We start from the raw sequence: 23,459 nt of genomic DNA on the forward strand, positions 1-23,459 counted from the left end.
CCGTTTTCATCCGGAGAGTGGAATGCGTTGGTATTTGATTCACTGTAAACCGAGGCAAGAAAAGCTGGCCTTACTTAATCTGGCACGCCAAGGTTACGAATGCTATCTACCGATGCTCCGCCAAGAGAAGTTCAGGCAAGAAACTTTGCGGGCAGAGGACGAGCCACTTTTCCCACGCTATTTATTCATTCGCCTCGGGGAAGGAGAGAGGGCCAAAAGTTGGTCGCCGATTCGCTCGACCAAGGGGGTCAGTCGGCTCGTCTGCTTTGGTGTGGAATATGCAAATGTGGATGATGCACTCATTGAGCAACTGAGGGCACGAGAGGCATCAATTCAGGCAGCGCCAGAGCCGCTGTTCAAACCCGGGGAGCGAGTCCGTCTGGTAGAAACTCCTTTTTCCGGCATCGAAGGGGTTTACCAGATGGCAGATGGCGAGCGTCGAGCCATGCTGTTGATCAATATTTTAAGTAAACCCGTCATCGTCAGGGTTTCGCCTGGAAGCTTGCGTAAAGCGAGCTAAAACCGAATGCGCCACAGCAATATTGATGGTGCGCGGCTTGCAGATAATTCCTTTTCGCAAAATTATGGCGCTATGGCACAATGCCGCTCGTCCATTGAACCAGCGGGTTTGTATGCCGTCACGTTTGTCTTGTCCGGACACTATGCTATGTCAAAACCTCTGAACCGCGCTTGCTGATCGTGAAACAGCATGGCGGTAGCTTGTCTAGCCACTCCGCTAAGAGGAATTCGGTTCGGAGCGTTCTGCTGCTTGCGCCAAACCCAAGAAGTCAGGCCAACGTACTTTGGTTCGAAAATTTTTGTGAGCTTCGACACTATTGACTACTCGGCTTCCGGTTGACGGTGCTGGATATAAAGCAGTAATTTGGTGGAAAAACGCAAATGAAGAAAATACTGGTGACGGGGGCTGATGGCTTCATCGGCTCGCATTTAACGGAAGCCCTGGTTCGCCAAGGGTACGATGTGCGCGCCTTTGTCCTCTATAACTCGTTTGGGTCTTGGGGATGGCTGGACCATTCGTCCGATGAGATCAAGTCGGCGATTGATGTGTTCGCAGGTGACATTCGCGACCCACATGGTGTGCGTACCGCGATGCAAGGTTGCGATGCGGTTTTGCACCTGGCGGCACTGATCGCAATTCCTTACTCATACCATTCGCCAGATACCTACGTTGATACCAATATCAAGGGAACCTTGAATGTCCTTCAGGCAGCAAGGGATCTCGGTGTTTCCCGTGTCATTCACACGTCGACGAGTGAGGTGTACGGTACGGCACGTTTCGTGCCCATCACCGAAGAACATCCGCTACAGGGTCAGTCACCGTATTCTGCCTCGAAAATCGCTGCAGATCAGCTGGCATATTCCTTTTTTGCGTCGTTTGATTTGCCTGTGGTTATCGCCAGGCCGTTCAATACCTATGGGCCGCGCCAGTCAGCCAGGGCTGTCATTCCAGCGATCATCACGCAGATTGCCAGCGGGGTGCGTCACCTCAAACTTGGCGCGCTCCATCCGACCAGGGATTTCAATTTTGTCGCCGATACCGTTGGTGCATTCATTGCGGCGCTTCGCAGTACCGATGGCCTTGGTGAGGTAGTCAACTTTGGCTCGAATTTCGAAATCTCGATTGGTGATACCGTGAAGTTGATCGCTCAGGTGATGGGCGCCGAGGTGGAGATCGAGACCGATACTGTCCGCTTGCGGCCGGAAAAGAGCGAAGTGGAACGGCTTTGGGCGGACAATAAAAAAGCTTTCGAGTTGTTCGGCTGGCGTCCGTCCTACGGCAGCCAGGAAGGTTTCCGCCGAGGCTTGGAGGAAACCGTCGAATGGTTCCTGGACAAGAGTAACCTTGCTTGCTACAAGGCAGGCCGTTACAACATCTGACGTCATACGGAAAAGGTTGGAGAGTGAGAATCCTCGTCATTGCTGAAGCAGGCGTAAACCATAATGGTGATATGGGCATGGCTCGGGCGCTCATCGATGCAGCGGCAGATGCTGGCGCCGATCTGGTCAAGTTTCAGACCTTTAGCGCCGACCGACTGGTCACTGGTGCGGCGCGGAAAGCAGACTATCAGGCCGCCAATACGGCTTCGGACGAGTCCCAGCATGAAATGCTCAGGCGTCTGGAGTTGACCGGACAAATGCACGACGAACTGATCGCACATGCCGCGCAACGGGGTATAGAGTTCTTTTCGACGGCGTTCGACCTGCAAAGCCTCGATTACCTGATGAGCCTGGGCATGTCACGCATCAAGGTGCCGTCGGGTGAAATCACCAATCTGCCCTACCTGCGACGGATAGGAGCATTTGGCAAGCAGGTGATCCTGTCTACAGGCATGTCTAATCTCGGTGATATCGAAGCTGCGCTGAATGTGCTCGAACAGGCTGGAACACCGCGCCAGCAGATCATCGTGCTCCATTGCAATACTGAGTACCCGGTGCCGATGAACGAGGTGAATTTGCGCGCCATGCAGTCCATCGCTCAGGCTTTTGGTGTGCAGGTGGGGTTCTCGGACCATACTGAAGGTATCGAAATAGCTATTGCCGCCGCTGCGCTGGGTGCCTGTGTGATCGAAAAGCACTTCACGCTCGACCGCAAGTTGCCCGGCCCTGATCATCGGGCAAGTATCGAACCGAACGAACTGGCCCGAATGATTAGTTCGATCCGCAATGTCGAACTTGCCTTGGGGGATGGCATCAAGCGCCCCTGCGCCAGTGAAGAGAGAAATCGGCCGATAGCCCGGAAATCGCTGGTGGCGGTGCGGGCGATTCGCGCAGGAGAAATTTTTAGCGAAGACAACCTGACGGCCAAACGTCCTGGGACCGGCATTTCGCCTATGCGATTGCATGAAGTGCTCGGGCGAAAGGCCAGCCGGGACTTTGCTGTAGACGAATTGATTGAATGGTAGAGATGTCCGCCCGTAGCACGGTGGACGAAGGCTAAGCAAGCACATGAGACCGACAAGAATCGATATCATCGACTACGGGATGGGCAATGTTCAGTCCGTCCGGAATGCATTTGAGCGCCTGGGGTGTGAAGTTCGGGTATCGGAAGATCCCTCAGCTCTGGTAGATGCCGATGCCCTCGTTCTACCGGGGGTGGGGGCATTTGGCGAAGCTATGAACAATCTTCGTGAACGGCAATTGATCGAGCCGCTTCGAGAGGCTGTACTGAATCAAGGCAAACCTCTGCTAGGCATCTGTCTTGGCATGCAACTGCTCGCTGACAGCTCTGCTGAGCGGGGAAGCTATTCCGGGCTGGGTCTGATTCCTGGGCAGGTGCGTGAAATTCCGGTGGTCCCCGGCTACCGTTTACCGCATATCGGCTGGAATGACATTTCGATTCGTCTGCCAGAGCCGCTGTTCGACAAACTCCCGGAGAAAAGTGCCTTCTACTTCGTCCATTCCTATCGTTTCGAGTGTGATTCTCGCTATGTGGCGGGAATGACTGATTACGGAACGGATGTCGTGGCTGCCGTGCAGCGGGAGCGTATCTTCGGAGTTCAGTTTCATCCGGAGAGAAGTCAGCGCAAAGGGCTTCGTCTGTTGCGGAATTTTGTTGATTTTGTTGAGTCCGTTGGATAGATAATCGGGTTATAAAGTGCTCAAGAAAAGACTGGTTGCCTGCCTGCTGATACGGGACGGCCTGATTGTTCAGAGTGTCGGGTTCAATCGCTACTTGCCGATCGGACATCCGAAATTTCCGATTGAATTCGTCGTCAAGTGGGATGTGGACGAGATCGTCCTGCTCGACATGAGCGCTACACCAGAAAATCGTTCCCCGGATACCGGTGTTCTGGAAATGCTGTCCCGTTCCTGTTTCGTGCCCTTGACGGTCGGTGGCGGTATCAAGTCGGTGGACGACGTGCGCAGGATAACCCGGGCGGGGGCAGACAAAGCTGCAATCAACGCGCATGCCGTGGCGAGGCCGGCGCTGATTTCTGAAGTTGCCGATGTATTCGGCCAGCAGTGCGTCGTTGTCTCAATGGATTGCCGCCTGGAAAACGATGGCCGCTATCAGATTTACACCCATTCTGGATCGAAGGCTACGGGCCTGGACGCTGTGGCCTGGGCGAAACAGGTCGAAAAGCTTGGTGCTGGCGAGATATTCCTGAATTCAATAGACCGCGACGGCTCGAAAAAAGGCTATGACCTCGAGTTGATTCGCCGAGTCAGCGAATCTGTCTCCATACCGGTTGTTGCTTGTGGTGGTGTTGGCAACTACACGCATTTCGCGCCCGGGGTCATTGAAGGTGGCGCCTCAGCTGTTGCTGCTGCCAATATTTTTCACTACATCGAACACAGCACCATCGTTGCCAAGGCACATCTCCTGAAATCAGGGGTCGATATCCGTCTTGACAGCGAAGCGACTTATGACGGGAGGGAGTTCGATGAAAGCGGGCGTTTGATAATGCTCTCCGGCAGCCGTTTGTCGGACATTGAATTCAAGCGCGGATCGAAGGACCTTATATGATTTACTGCAAGCGCTGCCTGTATCCAGTCAATCATCCTTACGGCATGGTTTTGGATGATCATGGCGTATGCATGGGCTGTCGTATACATGAGGAAAAAGATTCGCTCGACTGGGGCGAGCGTTTTCGCATGCTTGAACGCATTGTTCATACCAATGCACAGCGGATGGGGCGTAAGGGTTTCGACTGCATTGTCCCGGTTACCGGCGGTGGGGACAGCTATTTCATCGTGCACACGGTGAAGAACGTACTTGGAATGAATCCTCTGCTGGTTAACTACAACGCTCACTACAATACCAAGATAGGGGTCAGAAATCTGGCCAACCTGGCGACCGTCTTCGATTGCGACATTGTCACATCGACCCTCTCACCGGATCTCCTCAAGCGGATCACGCGGCATACGCTAAAAAAATACGGAAGCATGTACTGGCAGGTGCTTGCCGGTTATCTGACCTTTCCGGTTCAAGTAGCCGTGCGCTTCCGGATTCCGCTCATCATTTGGGGTGTTCAGCCGTGGTCAGAGCAAACCGGGATGTTTTCCCACCTCGACGAAGTGGAGATGACCGAGCGTTGTCGCAAGGAGCACGGTCTCATGGGGATCTCCGCCGAAGATATTGTTGATTCGGCGGCCGGCGTTACCCGGGGCGATGTTCAGCCTTTTGTCTATCCGTATGATAGTGAGCTTGAGACGGTTGGCGTGCGTGGTCTATATCTCAGCAACTATATCCGTTGGGATGCCAAGCGACAGCACGAGGCGATGATCGACACCTATGGGTACGAATCATCCGTGCAGCAACGTACTTTCAATACTTATGAGGACGTTCACTGTTTTCATTCAGCGGGTGTGCACGATTACATCAAGTACCTGAAATACGGCTATTCGAAAGTCACTGACCATGCGACCCGTGAAATCCGATTGAAGCGGATGACGCGCGAGGAGGGTATTGCGAAAGTCCTTGAATACTCTGAACGAAGTCCAGCAGACCTGTCTTTGTTTCTTGATTGGGCGGAAATGAGTGAGCGGGAGTTTCTCGATTGCGTGTGGAATCGTCGGGATGGGCGTATCTGGGCTCGCGACAAATCCGGCGAATGGGTTCTGCGTGACCGCGTTGATCGCCACATCAATGATGAAGGCATCGACGCCGTTCGCCTTGAAAAGAAGGAAGAGTGCCATTACCGGGTGACGCCGACGGCAGAGCCGCAAACGCCTGACAACCAATATTTGTTGATGGGGCGTGGTTATATCGACAGATACAATTATGGCGCTGTCGAAGATCAGCCGCCCGGAGGAATGACTCCCCGGACCTGGCAACGGAAACCGATTTACTGAGAATGGCTATGCGATATTGCTCACGATGCGTGATGCCGGATACGAAGCCCGGGCTGGTGATTGATCACGAAGGAATATGCAGCGCCTGTCGGTCGGTCGAGAAAAAGCACCTTATCGACTGGGAGGGGCGTGCCGCTCGGCTCAAAGCCTTGTGTGACCAGGTTCGCGGATCCAACGGCAACGGCTACGAATGTGTGGTTCCGGTGAGCGGCGGTAAGGATAGTGTTTATCAGGCATATATGATGAGCCGCGTCTATAAATTGAAGACGTTGGGAATCGTACTGGTACCGCATCTGCAAACCCGCGAGGGCGTACTTAACCTGAACGCCATGGTGAGTAACCTGGGCATCGATCTGTTGAAGGTCTCGGTTCGGCCGAGTACGCTGCAGAAAATCCGTCGTATTGCATTTCTAGAGATTGGCAATCCGGGTTATGGAGATCACCGCGTCGTATTTGCGGGTGTCGCTCGAGCGGCATTGTTTTATGGTGCCCCGCTGGTAGTCTGGGGGGAAGATATTGCGGTCGAGTTTGGCGGCAATACTGCAAAAAGCGCTGAGGATGAGGGGTCAGCGGAAGATCTGATCAGCAACGATCTCTTCCGCGAAAGCAGCTTCGATGACCTGCTCAAGGGGCGTGTCGACGAGAACGAGTTGTTTTTCTACGTCAATCCGGAAAAAGAAGAGTTTCAGCGGCGCCGGATCAAAAGTATCTATCTGGGGTATTACCACTGGTGGGATGGCTACAAGCATCTCGGTGTCGCCAGAGAGTTCGGTTTTCAGCCTCGTCAGAAGGGGCCGCTTTCCGGAAATGTACTCGACTATGACAACATCGACGAGAAACTGTGCGAGATCCACATCTGGTTCAAGTTCCTGAAGTTTGGTTTCTGGCGTCCGACCGATCAGTGTTGTTACCACATCTGGAATGGCCGGATGACCCGGGAACAGGCTGTTGAACTGGTGCGCGAAAAACAGTACGAGTTCCCCCACGAGTATTTAAACGAATTCCTCGAATACCACCAGCTGACCGGAGCCGAGTTTCGGGCATGCGAGGAACGGTGGCGCAACCACGACATCTGGCACAAGGTGAATGGCCAGTGGCGATTGAAAAACGAAGTCTGCTGAACGGGAGTGAAAATTGAACAACAATAAGTCGGAGTGGGACAAATCTTACGAGAAGCGTGACAACTTTGTTTTCTACCCTCATGAAGAGGTGATCCGGTTTGTCTCCAAGTTCATACGCAAGCGGGTCGGCTTGACTGAGTTCCTGGACACCGCACCGAATAGCGTCGAGGGGCGGGTCCTTGATCTGGGCTGCGGTATCGGTCGCCATGTAGTTTATTGTCACGAAATGGGCCTCGAAGCCTATGGTGTCGACCTGTCCGATGCCGCGGTCGCAGTTGCGCGCCAGTGGGGGCAGCAGCAGGGGCTACCAAGTCCAGAAGATAGAGTGCGCCAGGGAGATGTGAGGCAACTTCCCTGGGGAGATGGTTTTTTCCGATATGCGATCAGTCACGGCGTGCTGGACAGCATGCCTTTCGACATTGCCAGGGCAGCTTGCCTTGAACTGGCGCGAGTGATGCCGGTAGATGGCCTGTTCTACTGCGATCTTATTTCTGGCGATGATTCAAAGCATGCCCGGGAATTCAGCGGCGAAGAACTGGTAACGACTGCGCACGAGCAAGGGACCATTCAGCTTTATTTCAATATCGAAAAGATACGCGCGATGATCCAGGGGGCCTTCGAGATCGTCGAATGCAACCTCATTCGCCGAGAAAACATCCTGCAAGGTGGGTACGCATCACGCTATCACCTGATACTCAAGAGGATTTGACGAGTGGCGATTCTTGTCGCGGGGGCCAGCGGGTTTCTCGGGCGCAGGTTGATTGAACGCTTGTCCGTCGGTGGCTACGAAGTCATTGCATTGACTCGCCGTCAGGTGCCGGCCGAGTTTCAGAAGCTTCCCGGAGTGCGTTGGCTGACAAGAGATATTGCTCAGGATGGTCTCGATGTCGTCAGCCTGCCACACATCGATGCGGTGCTGCACCTGGCTGGAGCGACGCTCGGGGCCGGCAAGGATGAATTGATGTTCCTGCGCGCCAATGAGCAGACCACGGTCCGTTTGTGTCAGGCATTGGCGGAGCGGACGGACCGTTTCATATTTGCGTCGTCGCAGGTCGTCTATGGTAATCCCTGCCATTTGGCGGTGACCGAAGACTTCCCGCTTCAGCCGGATTCCTCTGCCTATGCTTGCAGCAAGCTGAACAGCGAAAACTGGCTGCGCTGGTTTCAGAAACGTCATGGCGGTCAGTATCTGTCACTGCGTCTTTGCGGCTTTATCGAAGGCGGGGGGATTGTCGATTACCTGATCGACCGGGGGTTGTCCGGAGAAACAATAGAGCTTTTTGCCAACGGTACGGTAAGGCGTGATTATCTGCCTGTTGAAAAAGCCATTGATGTCATGGTTTCTGCCTTGAATTACAAAGGAAGCAGGGATTTCTTGCCGGTCAACATCGGTTCGGGGCAGGCAATCAGCGCGCAGGAGTTGGCGACACTTGTTTGTACCGAACTGCAGTCACCCAGCCTGATCCATTTGTTGGATAGTCCGTCGCCACAAGGTGATTTTGTTTTCAATATCGATCTGGCAAGCAGACTTTTCGATTTCAGTCCGGGCAGCCTGGCAGAGGCTGTCCGTAGTTATACGCGGCTCCGTAAGGACGAGGTGAGGAGAGGATGAAGAAAATCAATATGGCAGATCCTCACTTCGATGAGGATGACCGGAAATGGATTCACCGGGAAATTGATGCGATTCTCGACGGCGCGCTCAGCATGGGGCCAAATGTTCGGGCATTTGAGAACGAGTTTGCGGCACGCGTCGGGGTGCGCCATGCTATAGCCATGAACTCCTGCACGTCGGCTCTGGAGGCAGCCTTGCTTGCCAAAGGGGTGGCAGGGCGCGAAGTGATCATCCCGGCGGAGACTTTCATCGCGACCGGCATGGCCGTGCATTTGACAGGGGGCATTCCTGTTTTTGCGGAAATCTCGGCGTCGTCGCTGTGCCTGGATCTGGAAGACGTGAAGCGCAAGGTGACATCCCGTACCGCGGGTATCATTTTGGTACATATGGCAGGGCTGTTGTCGCCGGAGGTGGCCGAGTTTAGGCGCTACTGTGACTCTGAGGGGCTGTTCCTGATTGAAGATGCGGCGCATTCGCCCGGGGCGCGTAGCGCCGGGAAAGAGGCAGGGTCGTTTGGTCACGCAGGTTGTTTTTCATTTTTTCCGACCAAGGTGATCACGGCGGGCGAAGGTGGCATGCTGACGACCGACGACGACGCGGTCGCTTCCTTTGCGCGAAGTTACCAGAACCGCGGCAGAGACATGGAAGCCCGTGCGGAACACTATTTGAACCCGGGGCGCAACGTACGAATGACAGAAATGTCCGCCCTCCTCGGGAGAGTCCAGTTGAGTCATCTCGACGAGTTTCTCGGCCGACGGCGTCGGGTGGCTGCCATCTACGGTGAAGCGCTTGCCGGCGCGCCGGGAATGCAACTTTTGCTGCCGGATGATCTGGAATGCTCGTCATTCTGGAAAGTCCCGTTACTACTCGAACCGGGTCTGGATCGCGAAATGATTGCCGAGCATATGGCGGCCGCTGGTATCGCCGTAGATTGGGCCTACCAGCCGGCTCTACATCTGCAACCGGTATTTCGTGCACTCTACGGAACCAGTGAAGGATTGCTTCCGCGAACGGAGGAATTGCTGAGTCGCCACCTATGTCTGCCATGTCATCCTCGCATGAGTGATGACGATGCGATTCGTGTTGCGGAAGCGATTCGCACAGCGATTGAAGGTAGCGCTCGCCACGGGTTGGGAAGATGAAGGTCGCCATCCATCAACCGCAGTATCTGCCGTGGCTTCCTTATTTCACCAAAATCGAGGAAAGTGATCTGTTCATTCTTCTCGATTCGGTGGATTTCCAGAAAAATGGGCTGCAGAACCGGAATCAGATCAAGACGCCGCAGGGGGCACATTGGCTGACTGTTCCCGTTCGGCAGCAACTCGGCCAAAAGATTGTCGATACCAGGATCGACAATAGTGCTGACTGGCGCCGCAAACATTGGCAGACGCTTTGCCAATGCTATGGCAAGGCGGCAGCATTCGAGACCTACAAGAAGGATATGCAGGCATGGTTCGATGGCGAGTGGTCCAGTCTGAGTGATCTGAATACAGAGATAATCGCCACGATGATGCGCTGGATGGATGTCCGCACGCCTATCCTCAAGAGTAGTCAGATGACAGCAGGGGGGAGTGCATCCGAACTCGTGCTCAATCTTTGCCTGGAGGTGCAGGCGACGCAGTACCTGTCGGGCGTCGGCGGCAAAAACTATCTCGATGAGGATGCATTTCGGCAGGCTGGCGTCGAAATCGTCTACCGAGCGGCGGTGTTGCCAACGGCCTATCCTCAACTGTCACCCAAGGCCGGATTCATCAATCATTTGTCTGCACTCGATCTTTTGCTCAATTGCGGAGACTCGTGGAAGTCCTATTTGCCGGAAGAGGAGAGGGGATCATGAGATCCAGAAGATTAGTGCTTGGTGTGACCGGTATCCGTTCAGAGTACGACATCATGTCTTCCGTATTCCGCGCCATAAGTAATCATCCGCAACTCGAGTTGCAGTTGGTGGTGACTGGCGCTCATCTTGCAGATGCTTTCGGAAGTACTGTCGACGAAGTCCGGGCAGATGGTTTTGTCGTCGCGGAAGAGATAGAGAGCCTGCTGAACGGTGATCAGGCTTCGTTTCGCGTCAAGGGGCTGGCAATTCAGTTGCAAGGCCTGGTGCAAACGGTAGCCCGCATAAAGCCTGATATCCTTCTGGTACTGGGTGACCGGGAGGAGGCCATGACGACTGCTCTTGTCGGCGCCTACATGAATATCCCGGTTGCTCATATCGCTGGTGGGGACCGAGTCGTCGGTAATGTCGATGACCAGATTCGCCATGCCGTAACCAAGCTCGCTCATCTACATTTCGTCACCAATGATGAAAGCGCCGAACGGATAATTCGCTTGGGTGAGCAGTCGTTCAGGGTATTCAATGTGGGTAATCCTGGGCTCGACCGTCTCCTTGAAGTTCCAGATTTGAGTTGCGCTGAATTGTCGGCTCGGCTTGGGTTTTTCATCGAGGAAGGCGAGCCTTTCCTCATGCTGATTCAGCACGTCATCTCGACAGAGATCGAGCAGGCATACGAGCAGATGAAGACCACCCTCGAAGCGGTACGAGAGTTCGGTATAAAGACAGTGCTCAGTTATCCGAACTCAGATGCCGGGGGCCAGCAAATGATTCGCGCGATTCGCGAATATGAATCGCTGCCTTTCCTGCATACCGCAAAAAACATTCCCCGCCTGGAGTTCGTCAATCTGATGCGGCGTGCGTCCTGCTTGATTGGGAATTCCAGCGCCGGAATACTGGAAGCCCCCTTGCTCAAGCTCCCGGTGATCAACATCGGTAACCGACAGTGTGGACGTTTACATGCGGAAAATGTCGAGTTTGTTCCACATGACAAAAACAGGATAATTGAGGCTCTGCGTCGGGCGATATCTGATCAAACGTATCGGAAATCCGTTGCCGTATGCTCGAACCCCTACGGCGATGGAAAGTCGTCGTCCAGAATTGCCGACCTTCTGGCCACGACCCCGCTCGATAACCGATTGCTGATCAAGGATATTACCTACTGATGACTGGAAGAACTCTTGTCGTTGCTCCGCATCCCGACGATGAACTTCTGGGGTGCGGTGGCGCGCTGTTGCGCCGAAAAAATGAGGGCGGTACGGTTGGCTGGCTGATCGTCACGGGTATGACTACCGAGACAGGTTGGTCCGCTGAGCGAATCTTGCAGCGTGACAACGAAATCGATGCGGTTGCAAAATTGATCGGCTTCGATGAAGTATTCAACCTTCGCTTACCGGCAACGGGCCTGGATGCCTTGCCTATGTCAGATGTGGTCTCGGCTTTTTCTTCGGTTTTTAGATCGTTTGCACCGGAGGAGGTTTTCGTTCCTCACCACGGAGATGTGCATTCTGATCACCGGGTGACTTTCGATGTCGTTGCAGCTTGCGCAAAATGGTTTCGTTATCCGTCCGTGCGCCGCGTTTTGGCCTACGAAACTGTTTCCGAGTCGGAGTTCGGTTTGGCCCGAGGAAGTGCCTTTGAGCCAAATTATTTCATTGATATCAGCGAATATTTGGAGCGCAAGCTCGAAATTTTGAACGTCTATCGAAGCGAACTTGGGGAATTCCCCTTTCCGCGAAGTCTACGCGCGATTCGGGCGCTTGCCGAGTGGCGGGGGGCGAGCGCAGGCTATTTGGCAGCGGAAGCATTTGAACTACTGCGCGAGAGACAGTAGGTGAAACAAGAGGGGGAAAAATGAACGAGTCAGTTCGCAGTGGTAAAGATTGGCGCAAGGCGGTGTTGCCTTCTGGTTCCAGTCTTCAGCAGGCAATTGCCTGCTTGAACGAATCGTCGTTCCAGATTGTGCTGCTTGTCTCTTCAGATGGCGTCTTGCAGGGAACGCTGACTGACGGTGATATCAGAAGGGGACTGTTGCGCGGTTTGAGCCTTGATAGCTCGATTGAATCGCTGGTCAATCTTGATCCACTGGTCGCTCCGCCTCAGTTGGGGAGAGAAGCTGTTCTGCAATTGATGCAGGCGAATCGCATTCATCAATTGCCGGTCGTCGATGATTGCCGGCATGTTGTCGGCTTGCATCTTCTCGATGAGTTGATGGTCCCGAAGAGACGTGAGAACCTGATGGTGATCATGGCAGGCGGGCAGGGTACGCGTTTGCGCCCGCATACTGAAAACTGCCCAAAGCCGTTACTGCCAGTTGGCGGTAAGCCGATGCTGGAGCACATCATCGAACGCGCACGGGGAGAAGGATTCAACCGTTTTGTTCTTGCCATTCACTATCTTGGTCACATGATTGAGGAATATTTCGGTGATGGTGGCCGCTGGCAAGTATCCATTGATTATCTGCGTGAGGAATCGCCGCTGGGTACTGCGGGAGCAATCGGCTTGCTCTCGCCGCGTCCGGAGTTGCCGTTTCTGGTATCGAACGGTGATGTTCTGACCGATATTCGCTATGGTGAACTGCTTGATTTTCACTGCCGCCATGCAGCTATGGCGACGATGGCAGTTCGTCTGCATGAATGGCAGCACCCGTTCGGCGTAGTGCGTACTCAGGGGGTCGATATCATTGGCTTCGAGGAAAAACCGATTACCCGCAGTCACATCAATGCTGGGGTGTATGTGCTGGAGCCGGCGGCCCTTAGTCTTCTCAGGCGGGATGAGCATTGCGATATGCCGACCTTGTTTGCCCGTCTGCAGGAACAGTCGGAGCGAACCATCGTTTATCCGATGCACGAACCTTGGCTTGATGTCGGGCGCGACGATGATCTGAAGCGGGCCCGTGCAGCGCACGTTGCTGTGGAGTAGCCTTGAAAGCACTCGTGATTGGTTATGGGTCGATCGGTTCGCGCCATGCGCGCGTGCTGTCGGAACTTGGCTGTGATACGGCTGTCATCAGCCGCCGTAGTGTTGACTTTCCCGTCGTGTTTGGCGAAATGGAGTCGGCACTATCCAGACATCAGCCAGAATATCTGGTCATCGCAAATCCGACCAACCAGCATCACCAGGTACTCCAGGTGCTGGCTGCTGCCGGGTACTCTGGGCGGGTGCTGGTTGAAAAGCCACTGTTTGGCGGGTCGATGCCTGTTCCTCAGAATGCTTTCCGGAGTTTGTCCGTCGCCTATAACCTGCGTTTTCATCCGCTGATCCAACGATTGCATGACCTGTTGGCAGGCGAGACGGTCATTTCGGTTCAGGCCTATGTCGGCCAATTCCTTCCCGATTGGCGTCCCGCCACTGATTACCGATGCTCCTATTCGGCCAAGGCTGCTGAAGGTGGTGGTGCGTTGCGTGATTTGAGTCACGAGCTGGATTATCTGGGGTGGTTGTTCGGTACCTGGTCTGCCGTAACGGCGGTGGGAGGTCACCTCAGTTCGCTGGAAATCGATAGCGATGATCTTTTCGTACTGTTGATGCAGACTGATCGCTGCCCCGTGGTTTCCGTACAGGTTAGCTATCTCGACCGAGTGCCGCGCCGGCGGGTCACGATCAATACGCAGCATCATGCCATTGAGGTGGACTTGGTTGCAGGGGTGCTGCAGATCGACGGAAAAGTTGAGACTGTCGTTGTCGAACGCGATCATACATACCGAGAAATGCATCGTGCGGCGCTAAGCGGGAATTTGGCGGCGCTGTGCACGGTTGAAGAAGGATTGGCCACGTTGCAACTGATCGAAGCTGCAGAGCGTGCGAATCAACAAAAAGAATGGATCAGGCGATGAAAAGGTTGTGCACCATTTGCGCGCGCGGCGGTTCGAAAGGCGTCAAGGGGAAGAACGTACGCATGCTGGCGGGGAAACCGCTGATAGCCCATAGCATCGAGCAGGCTCGTGCTTCCGGGTTGTTCGATACGCTGGCAGTCAGTAGCGATTCGGATGAGATACTTGAGGTAGCGAGGAAGTGGGAATGTGATTACCTGATCAAACGCCCGGACGAACTGGCAACCGATCAGGCTGCAAAATTGCCAGTGATTCGGCATTGCGTTGCCGAAGTGGAACGGCTTTCGGAAGAGACCTTTGACACGCTTGTTGATCTTGATGCAACTTCCCCGCTACGGACACCGGCTGACATTGCCGGCGCAGTAAGACTTCTCGAGGAAAGCGGTGCTGGTAACGTGCTGACCGCCATGCCGTCCCGGCGATCACCTTATTTCAATCTGGTCGAGGTTGATGCAAACGGAATTGTTCATCTTTCTAAACCCTTGAGCGAGGCGATTGTCCGGCGCCAGGATGCACCAAAGTGCTACGACATGAATGCTTCCATCTACGTTTGGCGAAGGCCCGTGCTTTTCCAGAGTGCCGGTCTGTTCAACGCGGATACGCGTCTGTACGTGATGCCCGAGGAGCGTTCGATCGATATTGATTCGGAAATGGATTTCCGATTTGTCGAGCATTTGATGATCTCAGCCAATTCCGAGATCAAGTCTCGCTGACATACCATTTACACACCAAGAACTTGGATTAACAATGAGAAACGAATTAATACTGGCGGTACACGCGGGCCACAATGCATCGGCGGCATTGATGCGGAATGGGGTGGTTGTAACCGCAGCCCTAGAGGAACGATTCTGTCGCAAGAAGAACTACGTCGGGTATCCATTTCAGGCGATTGAATATTGCTTGACGAAAGAAGGTGTCGTAAGCGAGGAGTTGTCCAGGGTTGCGTATACGACAGTGGCGATTGGTGCCTCGGTTTTTGTGAAGGCCAAGACATCTACCCAGTTCTCGATTCGCGACTACATCGACTACTACGGTGAACGCTATTACAAGCGAAAAATGCGCGGGGAAAGCGTTCTGGATTACCTGCAATGGTTGAATTCAGACGCAAAGTTCAATGAGGATAAGCAGTACTACGACTTTTCCTACTTGACTGACGAGGTGATGCTCGACTCGGAGCAGGATGAGGTCCTGATGAGGGAGGCGCAGCGGCGTAAGTTGAGTGACCATCTTGGTATTCCACCTGAAAAGGTCGAGTTTGTCGATCACCATACCTGCCATGCCTACTACGCATACTTTGGCTCCCCGTTTCGTGGCCAGGAGTGTATCGCTCTGACTCTCGATGGCGATGGCGACGGGCGTAACCAAACTGTCTGGAAAGTGAGTGACGACAAGTTCACGCTGTTGGCCGAGTCGAGTCAGAATGATCTCGGACGGATCTACAAGATGGCGACCTTGTTGCTAGCGATGCGCCCCGACGAACATGAGTTCAAGGTTATGGGCCTGGCGCCTTATGCCAAGGCATCGCATGTCGCACGGGCAAAGAAGGCGCTCGATGGCATCTGCGGGGTCGAGGGAATGCGCTTGGTCTCGAAGAATCGGCCCGCAGACCTTTATTCCTACCTCGAAGATCGCTGGAAGGATCATCGCTTCGACAACATTGCGGGGGCGGTGCAGACTTACACTGAAGAGTTGGCGTGCGAGTTGATCAAGAGCATTGCCAAGGAAACTGGCATCAAGCGCTTTGTGATCGGCGGAGGCATTGCCATGAACATCAAGATGAACAAGGCGATATCCGAACTCGAGGAAGTTGAGTCATTGTTCGTTTGTGGCTCATCGGGCGACGAAAGCCTCAGTATTGGTGGTTGTTACTATCTGAATTCCGACCCTAAGCGTAATCAGCCACTCAATAATCTGTACCTGGGTTACGACATAGCGGACGAAATTGAGCAGTTTGATGTGGATCGGTGCCAAGGTCGGTTTGATATCAACCAGAACGTCACTCCAGAGCATGTTGCACGTCTTATAGCGCGAGGCGATATCGTTGCGGTTGTGCGCGGACGTGCTGAGTTTGGCGCGCGTGCGTTGGGTAACCGAAGCATTCTTGCCAACCCAAGCCGCCGTAGTACCGTTCAAAAAATCAACGAGGCGATCAAGAATCGCGATTTTTGGATGCCGTTCGCGTTATCCATCCTTGAGGAGTATCAGGACGAGTACATTCTGAATCCCAAGAAACTGCATTCGCCGTTCATGGCGATCAGTCTTGATGTCCGGCCGGAAAAACATTCAATGATCGAGGCTGGTACTCACCCCTACGACCAGACGGTACGCCCTCAATTTGTATCGTGCCAGGAGGCTCCTCGTTATCACCAACTGATCAGCGCTTTCCGTCAGATAACGGGCATCCCTGCTCTGCTGAACACAAGTTTCAATCTTCATGGTGAACCCATCGTGGATACGGTAGCTGATGCCATTCGCACTTTTGAACTTTCCGGCCTAGACCATTTGCTCATCGAGGATCAGATTCTTCTTTCCAAGCGGGGGATTGAGCCGCTCCCTTCGCTGTGAGTTCGGTGCAAGGAGGAGCCATGCTGGATAAAAAGGTGATCGTGGTGACTGGGGGGGCTGGTGTTATTGGCCAGGCTTTCATTTCCGGGATAGCCAGAAAAGGCGGCATTGCGGTAGTGGCAGATGTCAACGCAAGTGCTGCGGTTCGGGTTGCTGAAGAGTTGCGGAAAACTGGGCCTGGTTCTGTAGAGGCTGCCGAGCTTGACATCACAAGCAAGCAATCGATCACTGCTCTTATTGAAGATTTGATGCGGCGTCATGGGAAAATAGATGCTGTAGTCAATAATGCCTACCCGCGCAACAAGAACTATGGGCGGCCGCTTGAGGAAGTGACCTACGAGGATTTCTGCGAGAACGTCGACAGCCATCTTGGAGGGTATTTCCTGGTTGCCCAGCAGTTTTGCAAGGCGTTCAAGGTGCAGGGGTACGGCAATCTGATCAACATGTCATCGATTTACGGGTCGATGGCGCCCCGCTTCGAGGTTTACGACGGCACGCCGATGACGATGCCCGTTGAATATGCGGCAATCAAGTCGGCTGTCGTGCATTTGACCCGCTACTTCGCTCAATATTTCAAAGGTGCCGGGATTCGCGTGAACTGCCTGAGTCCGGGGGGGATACTAGCCAGCCAGCCAGCCAGTTTCCTCGATGCGTACAACAGTCATTGCGCTTCCAAGGGAATGCTGTCAGCGGGCGATGTCGTCGGGGCTCTGCTCTTTTTGTTGTCCGATGACTCGCGTTACATGACGGGGCAGAACCTCTTCGTTGACGACGGGTTTTCAATCTAGGCGTCGCCATTGGTGTGAGTTCCATCCGGAAACGCTTCCTCTTTTCTGCGGGCGCTAACGTCGCGCGGGCAGCAATCAGTCTGGCTGTCGGCCTGCTCGTAGCAAGGGGCCTGGGTCCGACCGATTACGGAAATCTTGCTTACCTGTTGGGCAGTTTTTGGGCCATTCGCGCCTTGCTCGATATGGGGAGCTCAAGCGCTTTTTATACTTTCATTGCCCAGCGTGGACGAGATAGCCACTACTATCTCGTGTACTTCTCATGGCTTGCGTTTCAGTTCCTGTTCTCCGTGGTGCTGGTGACTTTACTATTGCCTTCGGCCGTGATTGAGAGCTTCTGGTTGGGGCAGGATCGTGAGTTGATTTTGTTGGCTTTGCTGGCCACTTTTCTGCAGAACCAGGTCTGGCTAACTGTGGTGCAAATGCATGAAGCTGAGCGAAAGACCATACGGATTCAGGTTGCCGGGCTGTTTGTCATCCTTGCCCACCTCGTTCTGGTCGCATCGATGCTGGTTAGCCAATGGCTCAGTGTTCGTGCGGTACTCTGGGCTATCGTAGGCGAGTACTTTGTCGCAGCGGTCTGGTTGTCGGTCAGGCTACGCATCACTGAACCTCAGCCTTCAGGTGTTGATGGAGCCCGGGACGGCCTTAGATCAGTCGTTCTCGCATATATTCAATATTGTCGGCCGATGGCTGTGATCGCTGTGTTTTCGTTCGGCTATGAAATGGCGGACAGGTGGCTGCTGCAGCGTTACGGAGGCGCCGCACAGCAAGGGTTTTATCAGGTTGCTGCGCAGTTATCGACAATCAGTCTTCTGGCGGCTTCGTCGATATTGAATATCTTCTGGAAAGAGATTGCCGAAGCCAATGAGCGCGGAGCACATGAGCGTGTCGCGGGACTGTATCTGAAAACGACACAGTCGCTGGTGTTTCTTGCGGCAGGTGTCACCTGTTTTCTGGCTCCCTGGGCAGAGCTGCTGGTCGATGTGCTGCTTGGCAGCGCGTATCATGCGGCCTGGCCGGTGCTGTTCCTGATGCTTTTTTATCCTATTCACCAGGCTATCGGGCAGATCAATGGCACCTTGTTCATGGCGACAGGGCGGAATTCGGTGTACATGAGGCTCACGGTGACCGGGTTGTTGGTGAGTGTTCCAGTCTCTTATGTGCTGATCGCACCGGGGAGTGCGTTGGGGGGAGTTGGATTGGGGCTTGGCGCCATGGGCTTGGCCCTGAAAATCCTTGGGCTGAATTTTTTGTTCGTCAATATTCAATCCTGGGTGATATCACGCTGCTACGGAATTCAGTTCCAATGGCGAAATCAGATCGGCGCGATAGTAATTCTTTTGCTGATTGGCTATGCGTGCAAGTTTTCAGTTGATCAATTGCTCGCTTGGATTCAGCCTTCATTCGGTGCTTCTGCACGGATAGGGATGTTGATCGGGATGATCGGAGCTGGGCTGCTTTATCTTGGTGGGGTTCTCATGGTGCTGATGCTGATTCCGCGTTTGGCGGGAATGACGCAACATGAGGTGACAGGCTATCTTCAGAAAATACGCAATATTGGACGTCTAGGTGGGAATGAACGATGAAAAGCAACTGGATTGTTGAACAGACTCGTCGTGGGGTCGCCCAATTCGACCGTGCGATGACGGAGATGTATCCGGAATCGAACGCTTATCTGAAAAGCGCACGTGACTACCTTGATACGGTGGGAGAAACCTGCAATTACATCGCAGCATGTGAACTGGTGCCTTGGGAGAACTACCTTCCATCAAATGCCAAAGTTCTCGACATGGGTTGTGGGGGCGGGTGGTTGAGTGCAATGTTGTCGCGAGTTGATTCTGTCGAGACGATCTACGCGCTCGATTCCAGTCAGCACTTTCTTCAGAGTCTGTTGCCACAGGTCATGGCATTAATGGAGGGGAATCAGTTTAAGCTGGTCGAGATCGAGGGTCTGTTTCAGCCACTGCTTTTCGACGATGCCCATCTTGATGTCGTTGTTGCTTCATCGGCGCTTCATCACGCCGACAACCTGGAGTCGGTGCTCAAGGAGATTCGACGCACCTTGAAGCCGGGAGGCTTACTGTTTGTATTGAACGAGACGCCGTGGCCGGGTTATCGGCACTTGCTATCCGTGCTGGCTGCTTCCGTGCGCACCCTGCGCGATCTATCGTTGCAGCGCTATCGACCAGTATCACCGTCGGTCTCAGCCAGTGGCTATCTCTACGACCCTGCTCTGGGCGACAGGGATTATCCGGTCTGGTACTGGAAAGAAGCGCTACGTGCCTCGGGTTTTGTCATCGAATCCGTGATGGATACCGGCATGCCGACAGTCAAGGGTAGCAAGGGGCGTTCATTGATTCATTTTGTCTGCAGGGCTGCCTGAGCAGGCCATTAAGCAAAGCGTGATAGAGATAAAAGTTGACGCCAAGTAAGTCCATTGCCTCCGGGTCTGTGTTCCGGAACATATTCATCCTTGAGTCACGCCAGGGATGGTCGGCCATCCAGCCGAATTTTGATCCTGTGCAAGATTTCGTGCTGACCTATGACTTTGCCTTGCGCAAGCTGGTCGAAGATAGTGGCGGCGCTGCGCGTTATGTTGATCACCTGTGTGAGCAGTCTCTCATGCAGGAAAACAATTTTCTGATGTACCGGTTTTTCCGTGACTGGCACCTTGATGCAGATGGGGCAGACATCTTCCGCTATCGTGAGGTGGATTTCGGATTCAGCTTTCGCATCGAAATCTGGAACGACTACACGTTTTATGTACGCAGTCGGCTCTGCTTGGAGCAACTTCGGGGCTTTGTCTACCAGCAGATTTATCTCGATTCCGGACTCCCTCTGCTACGCGAAACACTCGATGACATGGGGCTCGCATTCGAAGTACTGGAATGTTCAGCTTCTGCGGAAAGCGCGGCGGATGGCTATTTTTTTCCGATTCATCGCTGGATGAACGAGCGTCTTCGCATTCGTCTGCCCCGTCACGTGCTTCGGGACCTCGTCGTGACGGTTCAGGGCGTCGCGATGAGTTGGCTGGATCGCGCGGTGGATTGCTTTGGCGGCAAGGCCGGTGTGTTTGTCCAGGAATACCACCCGACCCGTCGGTTGTTGCAGCGCTTACGGCAGCATCCGGGCATCAGGGTGTTGCAAGCGCATTTTTCTGCAGCCCCTGGCTTGATGAAGTTCCTGCGCGAACGCCCGATCCCGATCTATGGCCGGCTGAAAACATACCAAGAACCGTCTGCTAGGTTAATGGAGGCATTTCGGCAGCGACGTTCGGCTCGTTTGATACTGTCGAACGGCGTAGATATCACTGATGCGGTCAACCGATCAATCAATCGAAAAATCGTCGAAGTCTTGCCGCAGGTGCTGCGCGCACTGGATTGCGTCATCAACTATCTGGACCGGCATCCGCTACGCCTGGAAATCCTGATCGCCAATATTGGGCAGGTAGCCATGCTGGTAGATAGTGTTGCCAAGAGCCGGGGGGTTCCCAGCTACATGATCATCAACGGCTTGTTGGGTAACGATTATCTGGATGAGGCCAAGTACGCGACTGTGATCAATGCGTATTCGAAGAGCATTCGGGAGAACTACTTTCGCGGCATGGACAACATCGTCTGCCTGGGCGATCCGCGCATGGATGCCTACGCCCACGCGCCTGTCAGACGGATCAATCGTGTCACGCCGACGATTACTATCGGTGCATCAGGCTTCAGCAACATTGACCTCAACTCCTTCCTCGCGGTCGAGTTCGAATTCCTGTATGAGGTCTTGTTGGCAATCCGAAATCTCGAGCATCCGGCACCGGCTTTCCGGGTGGTGCTGAAGGTTAGACCCAATGGTTACCTCGAACTGTATCGGCAGTTCACCGAGGAATATTTCCCCGGGATGGTCAACCTGATCGTCGATCAGGTGCCGATGCGCGAAGTGCTGCATGAGAGCGACCTGTTTATTTCAATTTATTCCCAGACTTTGTTTGAGGCATCTTGTCTAGGTATCCCGGTGATCTATCACAAGAATGATCGCGAAATCATGGATCCACCATTCGATGGTGAGTCCGAATTGGTGACCACCCATAACGTTTCCGATCTGGAACAGGCGCTGCAGGATTTCCTGGTGGGCAGCCATCGCTTTGACGCATTTCTGGATAAAAGCGTCATGGAGAAGTATATCGGTCCGCTTGACGGGAAGAACCTTGAGCGCAATTTCGATTACGTTATCGGCTTGCTTGAACATTCCTCAGCTTGCTCTGGTGAGCAGGGGAAGCGATAAACGGATATGAAAATACTGCTAGTACTCCGCAACATGATGAGGAAACTTGGCAATTTTTTGTCATCCCAACTCCGTCATGCAAAATTGTCTCAAGACAATCCGAGTTGCCGCCTGTACGAAGGTGTCGTGGTTGACGGCGATTCGCGACTCGCTAAGTTTAATGTTCTCTTTGAGGGGGCACGTTTGCTCGACTCAACTGTAGGCGACCATACCTATCTGCAAATGGGGGCGACCGCGCAGTCCTGTGATATCGGAAAATACTGCTCGATTGCGATGCGTGCCTACATGGGACTTCCGCAACATCAAATGAGCGAAGTCAGTTCTCATCCGGTTTTCTATCTCAGGAATACGCCGTTAGTGAGAAAATTCTGCAAATCTGACCGCATTGGCTCAAATCCAAGAACATCGATTGCCCACGATGTCTGGATCGGTCATGGCGCATTGGTTATGGCCGGTGTCAAAGTCGGGGTTGGTGCTGTCGTTGGTGCAGGTTCCGTGGTGACCCGCGATGTGCCGGACTATGCGATCGTCGGAGGTGTTCCAGCGCGAGTCATCCGCTATCGCTTCGAGGAGCCGATGAGGAACAGGCTGCTGGCGTCACGCTGGTGGGAGATGCCTGATGAATGGTTGGAAACGCACGTCGATCTTTTTTCCAGACCGGCAGAGTTGTTGATTGCACTTGAAAATACTGCGAACAATTGATGAATACAGAACTTGACCCGCTGCTGCAGTGGCATCAGGATGAAAAAGCCTGGTGGAACATGTATGGCGACTACATGACTTACCAGTGGCAACTTACTCCTTACTTGCATGATGTCATCAGAACTCCGCTCGAAAACGAGTATGTCGACTATCTGCTGAAGCCGGGCGGCCGTTTGCTTGATCTTGGTTGCGGGAGTGGCTGGTTGTCGTTTCATTTCGCTGAGCAGGGCATGTCAGTTCTGGGCATCGACGTAGCGAAAGAGCAAATCAATGCTGCCAACGAGTTGAAGCTGAGTCGAGGGGTGAAAAACGTCAGCTTCGAATGCGCAGATTTCATCGCCTGGGACAGCAGTCAATATGTCGGGGCTTTCGACAGTGTGTTCGTCAGTGCTTTCATGCATCACCTGCCGGAGGTCGAACTCGAGCAGACTGTTCAAAAAATTGCATCGGTCGTCAAACAGGGGGGGCGAGTGTTCCTGTATGAGCCGCTGACTTCGGCAAGACCGAGGCGTCTGACAATCAAGTTGATTGACCGCGTGTCTTCGCTGGGGTTGTTGCTGCTGCTCGACAAATTTCCGAAGTGGCTGGGTTTGATCAGTGAAAGGCACACGGCCGAACTGGCGCGTGGCTACAAGATGACCAGTCCGCACGAGCGCCCGGTCGACGTGGCATTGCTCAGGAAATTCTGCGGGAACGAATTCGAAATATCCGAAATCAAGGGCTGGCATTTGCATAGCCTGGGGTTCTCGATGCAGGTGACAGCGCTCAGGGAGGGCGCTCGCAAATACTATGAGCCGCTGGGGCGGTTCTGGTACGGGCTGGATCGACTGCTGTTCAGGCGTTTCGGATGGGAGTCCTTTTCCTTGCCAGGACGTTTCATCCTGTGCGGCGTGAAGCTGACCAAAAAATAGCAGGCGA

At 53.8% G+C, this 23,459-nt stretch carries 23 protein-coding genes; all 23 read left to right on the forward strand.

What is annotated here, in order from left to right; genetic code table 11:
• Positions 1-22 precede the first annotated feature (22 nt).
• A complete protein-coding gene (rfaH, locus tag BJN45_RS04840) occupies positions 23-520 on the forward strand; it encodes a transcription/translation regulatory transformer protein RfaH (protein ID WP_076092707.1) in 498 nt (165 codons plus the stop codon).
• 380 nt (positions 521-900) lie between these two features.
• A complete protein-coding gene (locus BJN45_RS04845; protein ID WP_076092709.1) occupies positions 901-1,899 on the forward strand; it encodes an NAD-dependent 4,6-dehydratase LegB in 999 nt (332 codons plus the stop codon).
• A gap of 23 nt (positions 1,900-1,922) precedes the next feature.
• Positions 1,923-2,924 carry an N-acetylneuraminate synthase gene (neuB, locus tag BJN45_RS04850; protein WP_076092711.1) on the forward strand — a complete coding sequence of 334 codons (1,002 nt, stop codon included), beginning with the start codon at positions 1,923-1,925 and terminating at the stop codon, positions 2,922-2,924.
• Between the two features lie 43 nt (positions 2,925-2,967).
• Positions 2,968-3,600 carry an imidazole glycerol phosphate synthase subunit HisH gene (gene hisH / locus BJN45_RS04855; RefSeq protein WP_076092713.1) on the forward strand — a complete coding sequence of 211 codons (633 nt, stop codon included), beginning with the start codon at positions 2,968-2,970 and terminating at the stop codon, positions 3,598-3,600.
• A gap of 16 nt (positions 3,601-3,616) precedes the next feature.
• Complete coding sequence (gene hisF / locus BJN45_RS04860; RefSeq protein WP_076092715.1) at positions 3,617-4,489, forward strand: imidazole glycerol phosphate synthase subunit HisF; 873 nt, start codon at positions 3,617-3,619, stop codon at positions 4,487-4,489.
• Positions 4,486-5,817, forward strand: a complete 1,332-nt coding sequence (locus BJN45_RS04865; protein ID WP_076092717.1) for an N-acetyl sugar amidotransferase — start codon at positions 4,486-4,488, stop codon at positions 5,815-5,817. The genes hisF and BJN45_RS04865 overlap by 4 nt, the downstream gene beginning before the upstream one ends.
• Positions 5,818-5,825: 8 nt before the next feature.
• Positions 5,826-6,938, forward strand: coding sequence for an N-acetyl sugar amidotransferase (locus BJN45_RS04870; protein WP_276205209.1), 1,113 nt, complete (start codon positions 5,826-5,828; stop codon positions 6,936-6,938).
• Positions 6,939-6,951: 13 nt separating this feature from the next.
• Positions 6,952-7,647 (forward strand): class I SAM-dependent methyltransferase, encoded by a 696-nt coding sequence (locus BJN45_RS04875; RefSeq protein WP_076092721.1) that lies wholly within the window; start codon positions 6,952-6,954, stop codon positions 7,645-7,647.
• A gap of 3 nt (positions 7,648-7,650) precedes the next feature.
• A complete protein-coding gene (locus tag BJN45_RS04880) occupies positions 7,651-8,550 on the forward strand; it encodes an NAD-dependent epimerase/dehydratase family protein (RefSeq protein WP_076092723.1) in 900 nt (299 codons plus the stop codon).
• Positions 8,547-9,692: a DegT/DnrJ/EryC1/StrS family aminotransferase gene (locus BJN45_RS04885; RefSeq protein ID WP_076092725.1), complete on the forward strand. Its 1,146-nt coding sequence runs from the start codon at positions 8,547-8,549 to the stop codon at positions 9,690-9,692. The genes BJN45_RS04880 and BJN45_RS04885 overlap by 4 nt, the downstream gene beginning before the upstream one ends.
• Positions 9,689-10,387, forward strand: coding sequence for a WbqC family protein (locus BJN45_RS04890; protein ID WP_076092727.1), 699 nt, complete (start codon positions 9,689-9,691; stop codon positions 10,385-10,387). The genes BJN45_RS04885 and BJN45_RS04890 overlap by 4 nt, the downstream gene beginning before the upstream one ends.
• Complete coding sequence (gene neuC, locus BJN45_RS04895; RefSeq protein WP_076092729.1) at positions 10,384-11,547, forward strand: UDP-N-acetylglucosamine 2-epimerase; 1,164 nt, start codon at positions 10,384-10,386, stop codon at positions 11,545-11,547. Before BJN45_RS04890 ends, neuC begins: the two co-directional genes overlap by 4 nt.
• Complete coding sequence (locus tag BJN45_RS04900; RefSeq protein WP_076092731.1) at positions 11,547-12,215, forward strand: PIG-L deacetylase family protein; 669 nt, start codon at positions 11,547-11,549, stop codon at positions 12,213-12,215. Before neuC ends, BJN45_RS04900 begins: the two co-directional genes overlap by 1 nt.
• A gap of 20 nt (positions 12,216-12,235) precedes the next feature.
• Entirely contained in the window at positions 12,236-13,303 is a 1,068-nt protein-coding gene (locus tag BJN45_RS04905) for a nucleotidyltransferase family protein (RefSeq protein ID WP_076092733.1), read from the forward strand.
• 2 nt (positions 13,304-13,305) lie between these two features.
• A complete protein-coding gene (locus tag BJN45_RS04910; RefSeq protein WP_076092735.1) occupies positions 13,306-14,217 on the forward strand; it encodes a Gfo/Idh/MocA family protein in 912 nt (303 codons plus the stop codon).
• Entirely contained in the window at positions 14,214-14,927 is a 714-nt protein-coding gene (locus BJN45_RS04915) for a cytidylyltransferase domain-containing protein (RefSeq protein ID WP_076094065.1), read from the forward strand. The genes BJN45_RS04910 and BJN45_RS04915 overlap by 4 nt, the downstream gene beginning before the upstream one ends.
• A gap of 34 nt (positions 14,928-14,961) precedes the next feature.
• On the forward strand, positions 14,962-16,779 hold the full coding sequence (locus tag BJN45_RS04920; RefSeq protein ID WP_076092737.1) for a carbamoyltransferase C-terminal domain-containing protein: 1,818 nt from the start codon (positions 14,962-14,964) through the stop codon (positions 16,777-16,779).
• Between the two features lie 20 nt (positions 16,780-16,799).
• Complete coding sequence (locus BJN45_RS04925; RefSeq protein ID WP_076092739.1) at positions 16,800-17,567, forward strand: oxidoreductase; 768 nt, start codon at positions 16,800-16,802, stop codon at positions 17,565-17,567.
• Positions 17,568-17,581: 14 nt separating this feature from the next.
• Entirely contained in the window at positions 17,582-19,153 is a 1,572-nt protein-coding gene (locus tag BJN45_RS04930) for a lipopolysaccharide biosynthesis protein (RefSeq protein ID WP_076092741.1), read from the forward strand.
• A complete protein-coding gene (locus BJN45_RS04935) occupies positions 19,150-19,950 on the forward strand; it encodes a class I SAM-dependent methyltransferase (protein ID WP_076092743.1) in 801 nt (266 codons plus the stop codon). Before BJN45_RS04930 ends, BJN45_RS04935 begins: the two co-directional genes overlap by 4 nt.
• Before the next feature lie 35 nt (positions 19,951-19,985).
• Positions 19,986-21,839 (forward strand): hypothetical protein, encoded by a 1,854-nt coding sequence (locus BJN45_RS04940; RefSeq protein WP_139326289.1) that lies wholly within the window; start codon positions 19,986-19,988, stop codon positions 21,837-21,839.
• A gap of 6 nt (positions 21,840-21,845) precedes the next feature.
• Positions 21,846-22,541: a CatB-related O-acetyltransferase gene (locus BJN45_RS18135; protein WP_076092746.1), complete on the forward strand. Its 696-nt coding sequence runs from the start codon at positions 21,846-21,848 to the stop codon at positions 22,539-22,541.
• A complete protein-coding gene (locus tag BJN45_RS04950; protein WP_076092748.1) occupies positions 22,541-23,452 on the forward strand; it encodes a class I SAM-dependent methyltransferase in 912 nt (303 codons plus the stop codon). Before BJN45_RS18135 ends, BJN45_RS04950 begins: the two co-directional genes overlap by 1 nt.
• Positions 23,453-23,459: the final 7 nt, after the last annotated feature.

Source organism: Azonexus hydrophilus, from assembly GCF_001956855.1.
GTDB lineage: Bacteria > Pseudomonadota > Gammaproteobacteria > Burkholderiales > Rhodocyclaceae > Azonexus > Azonexus hydrophilus_A.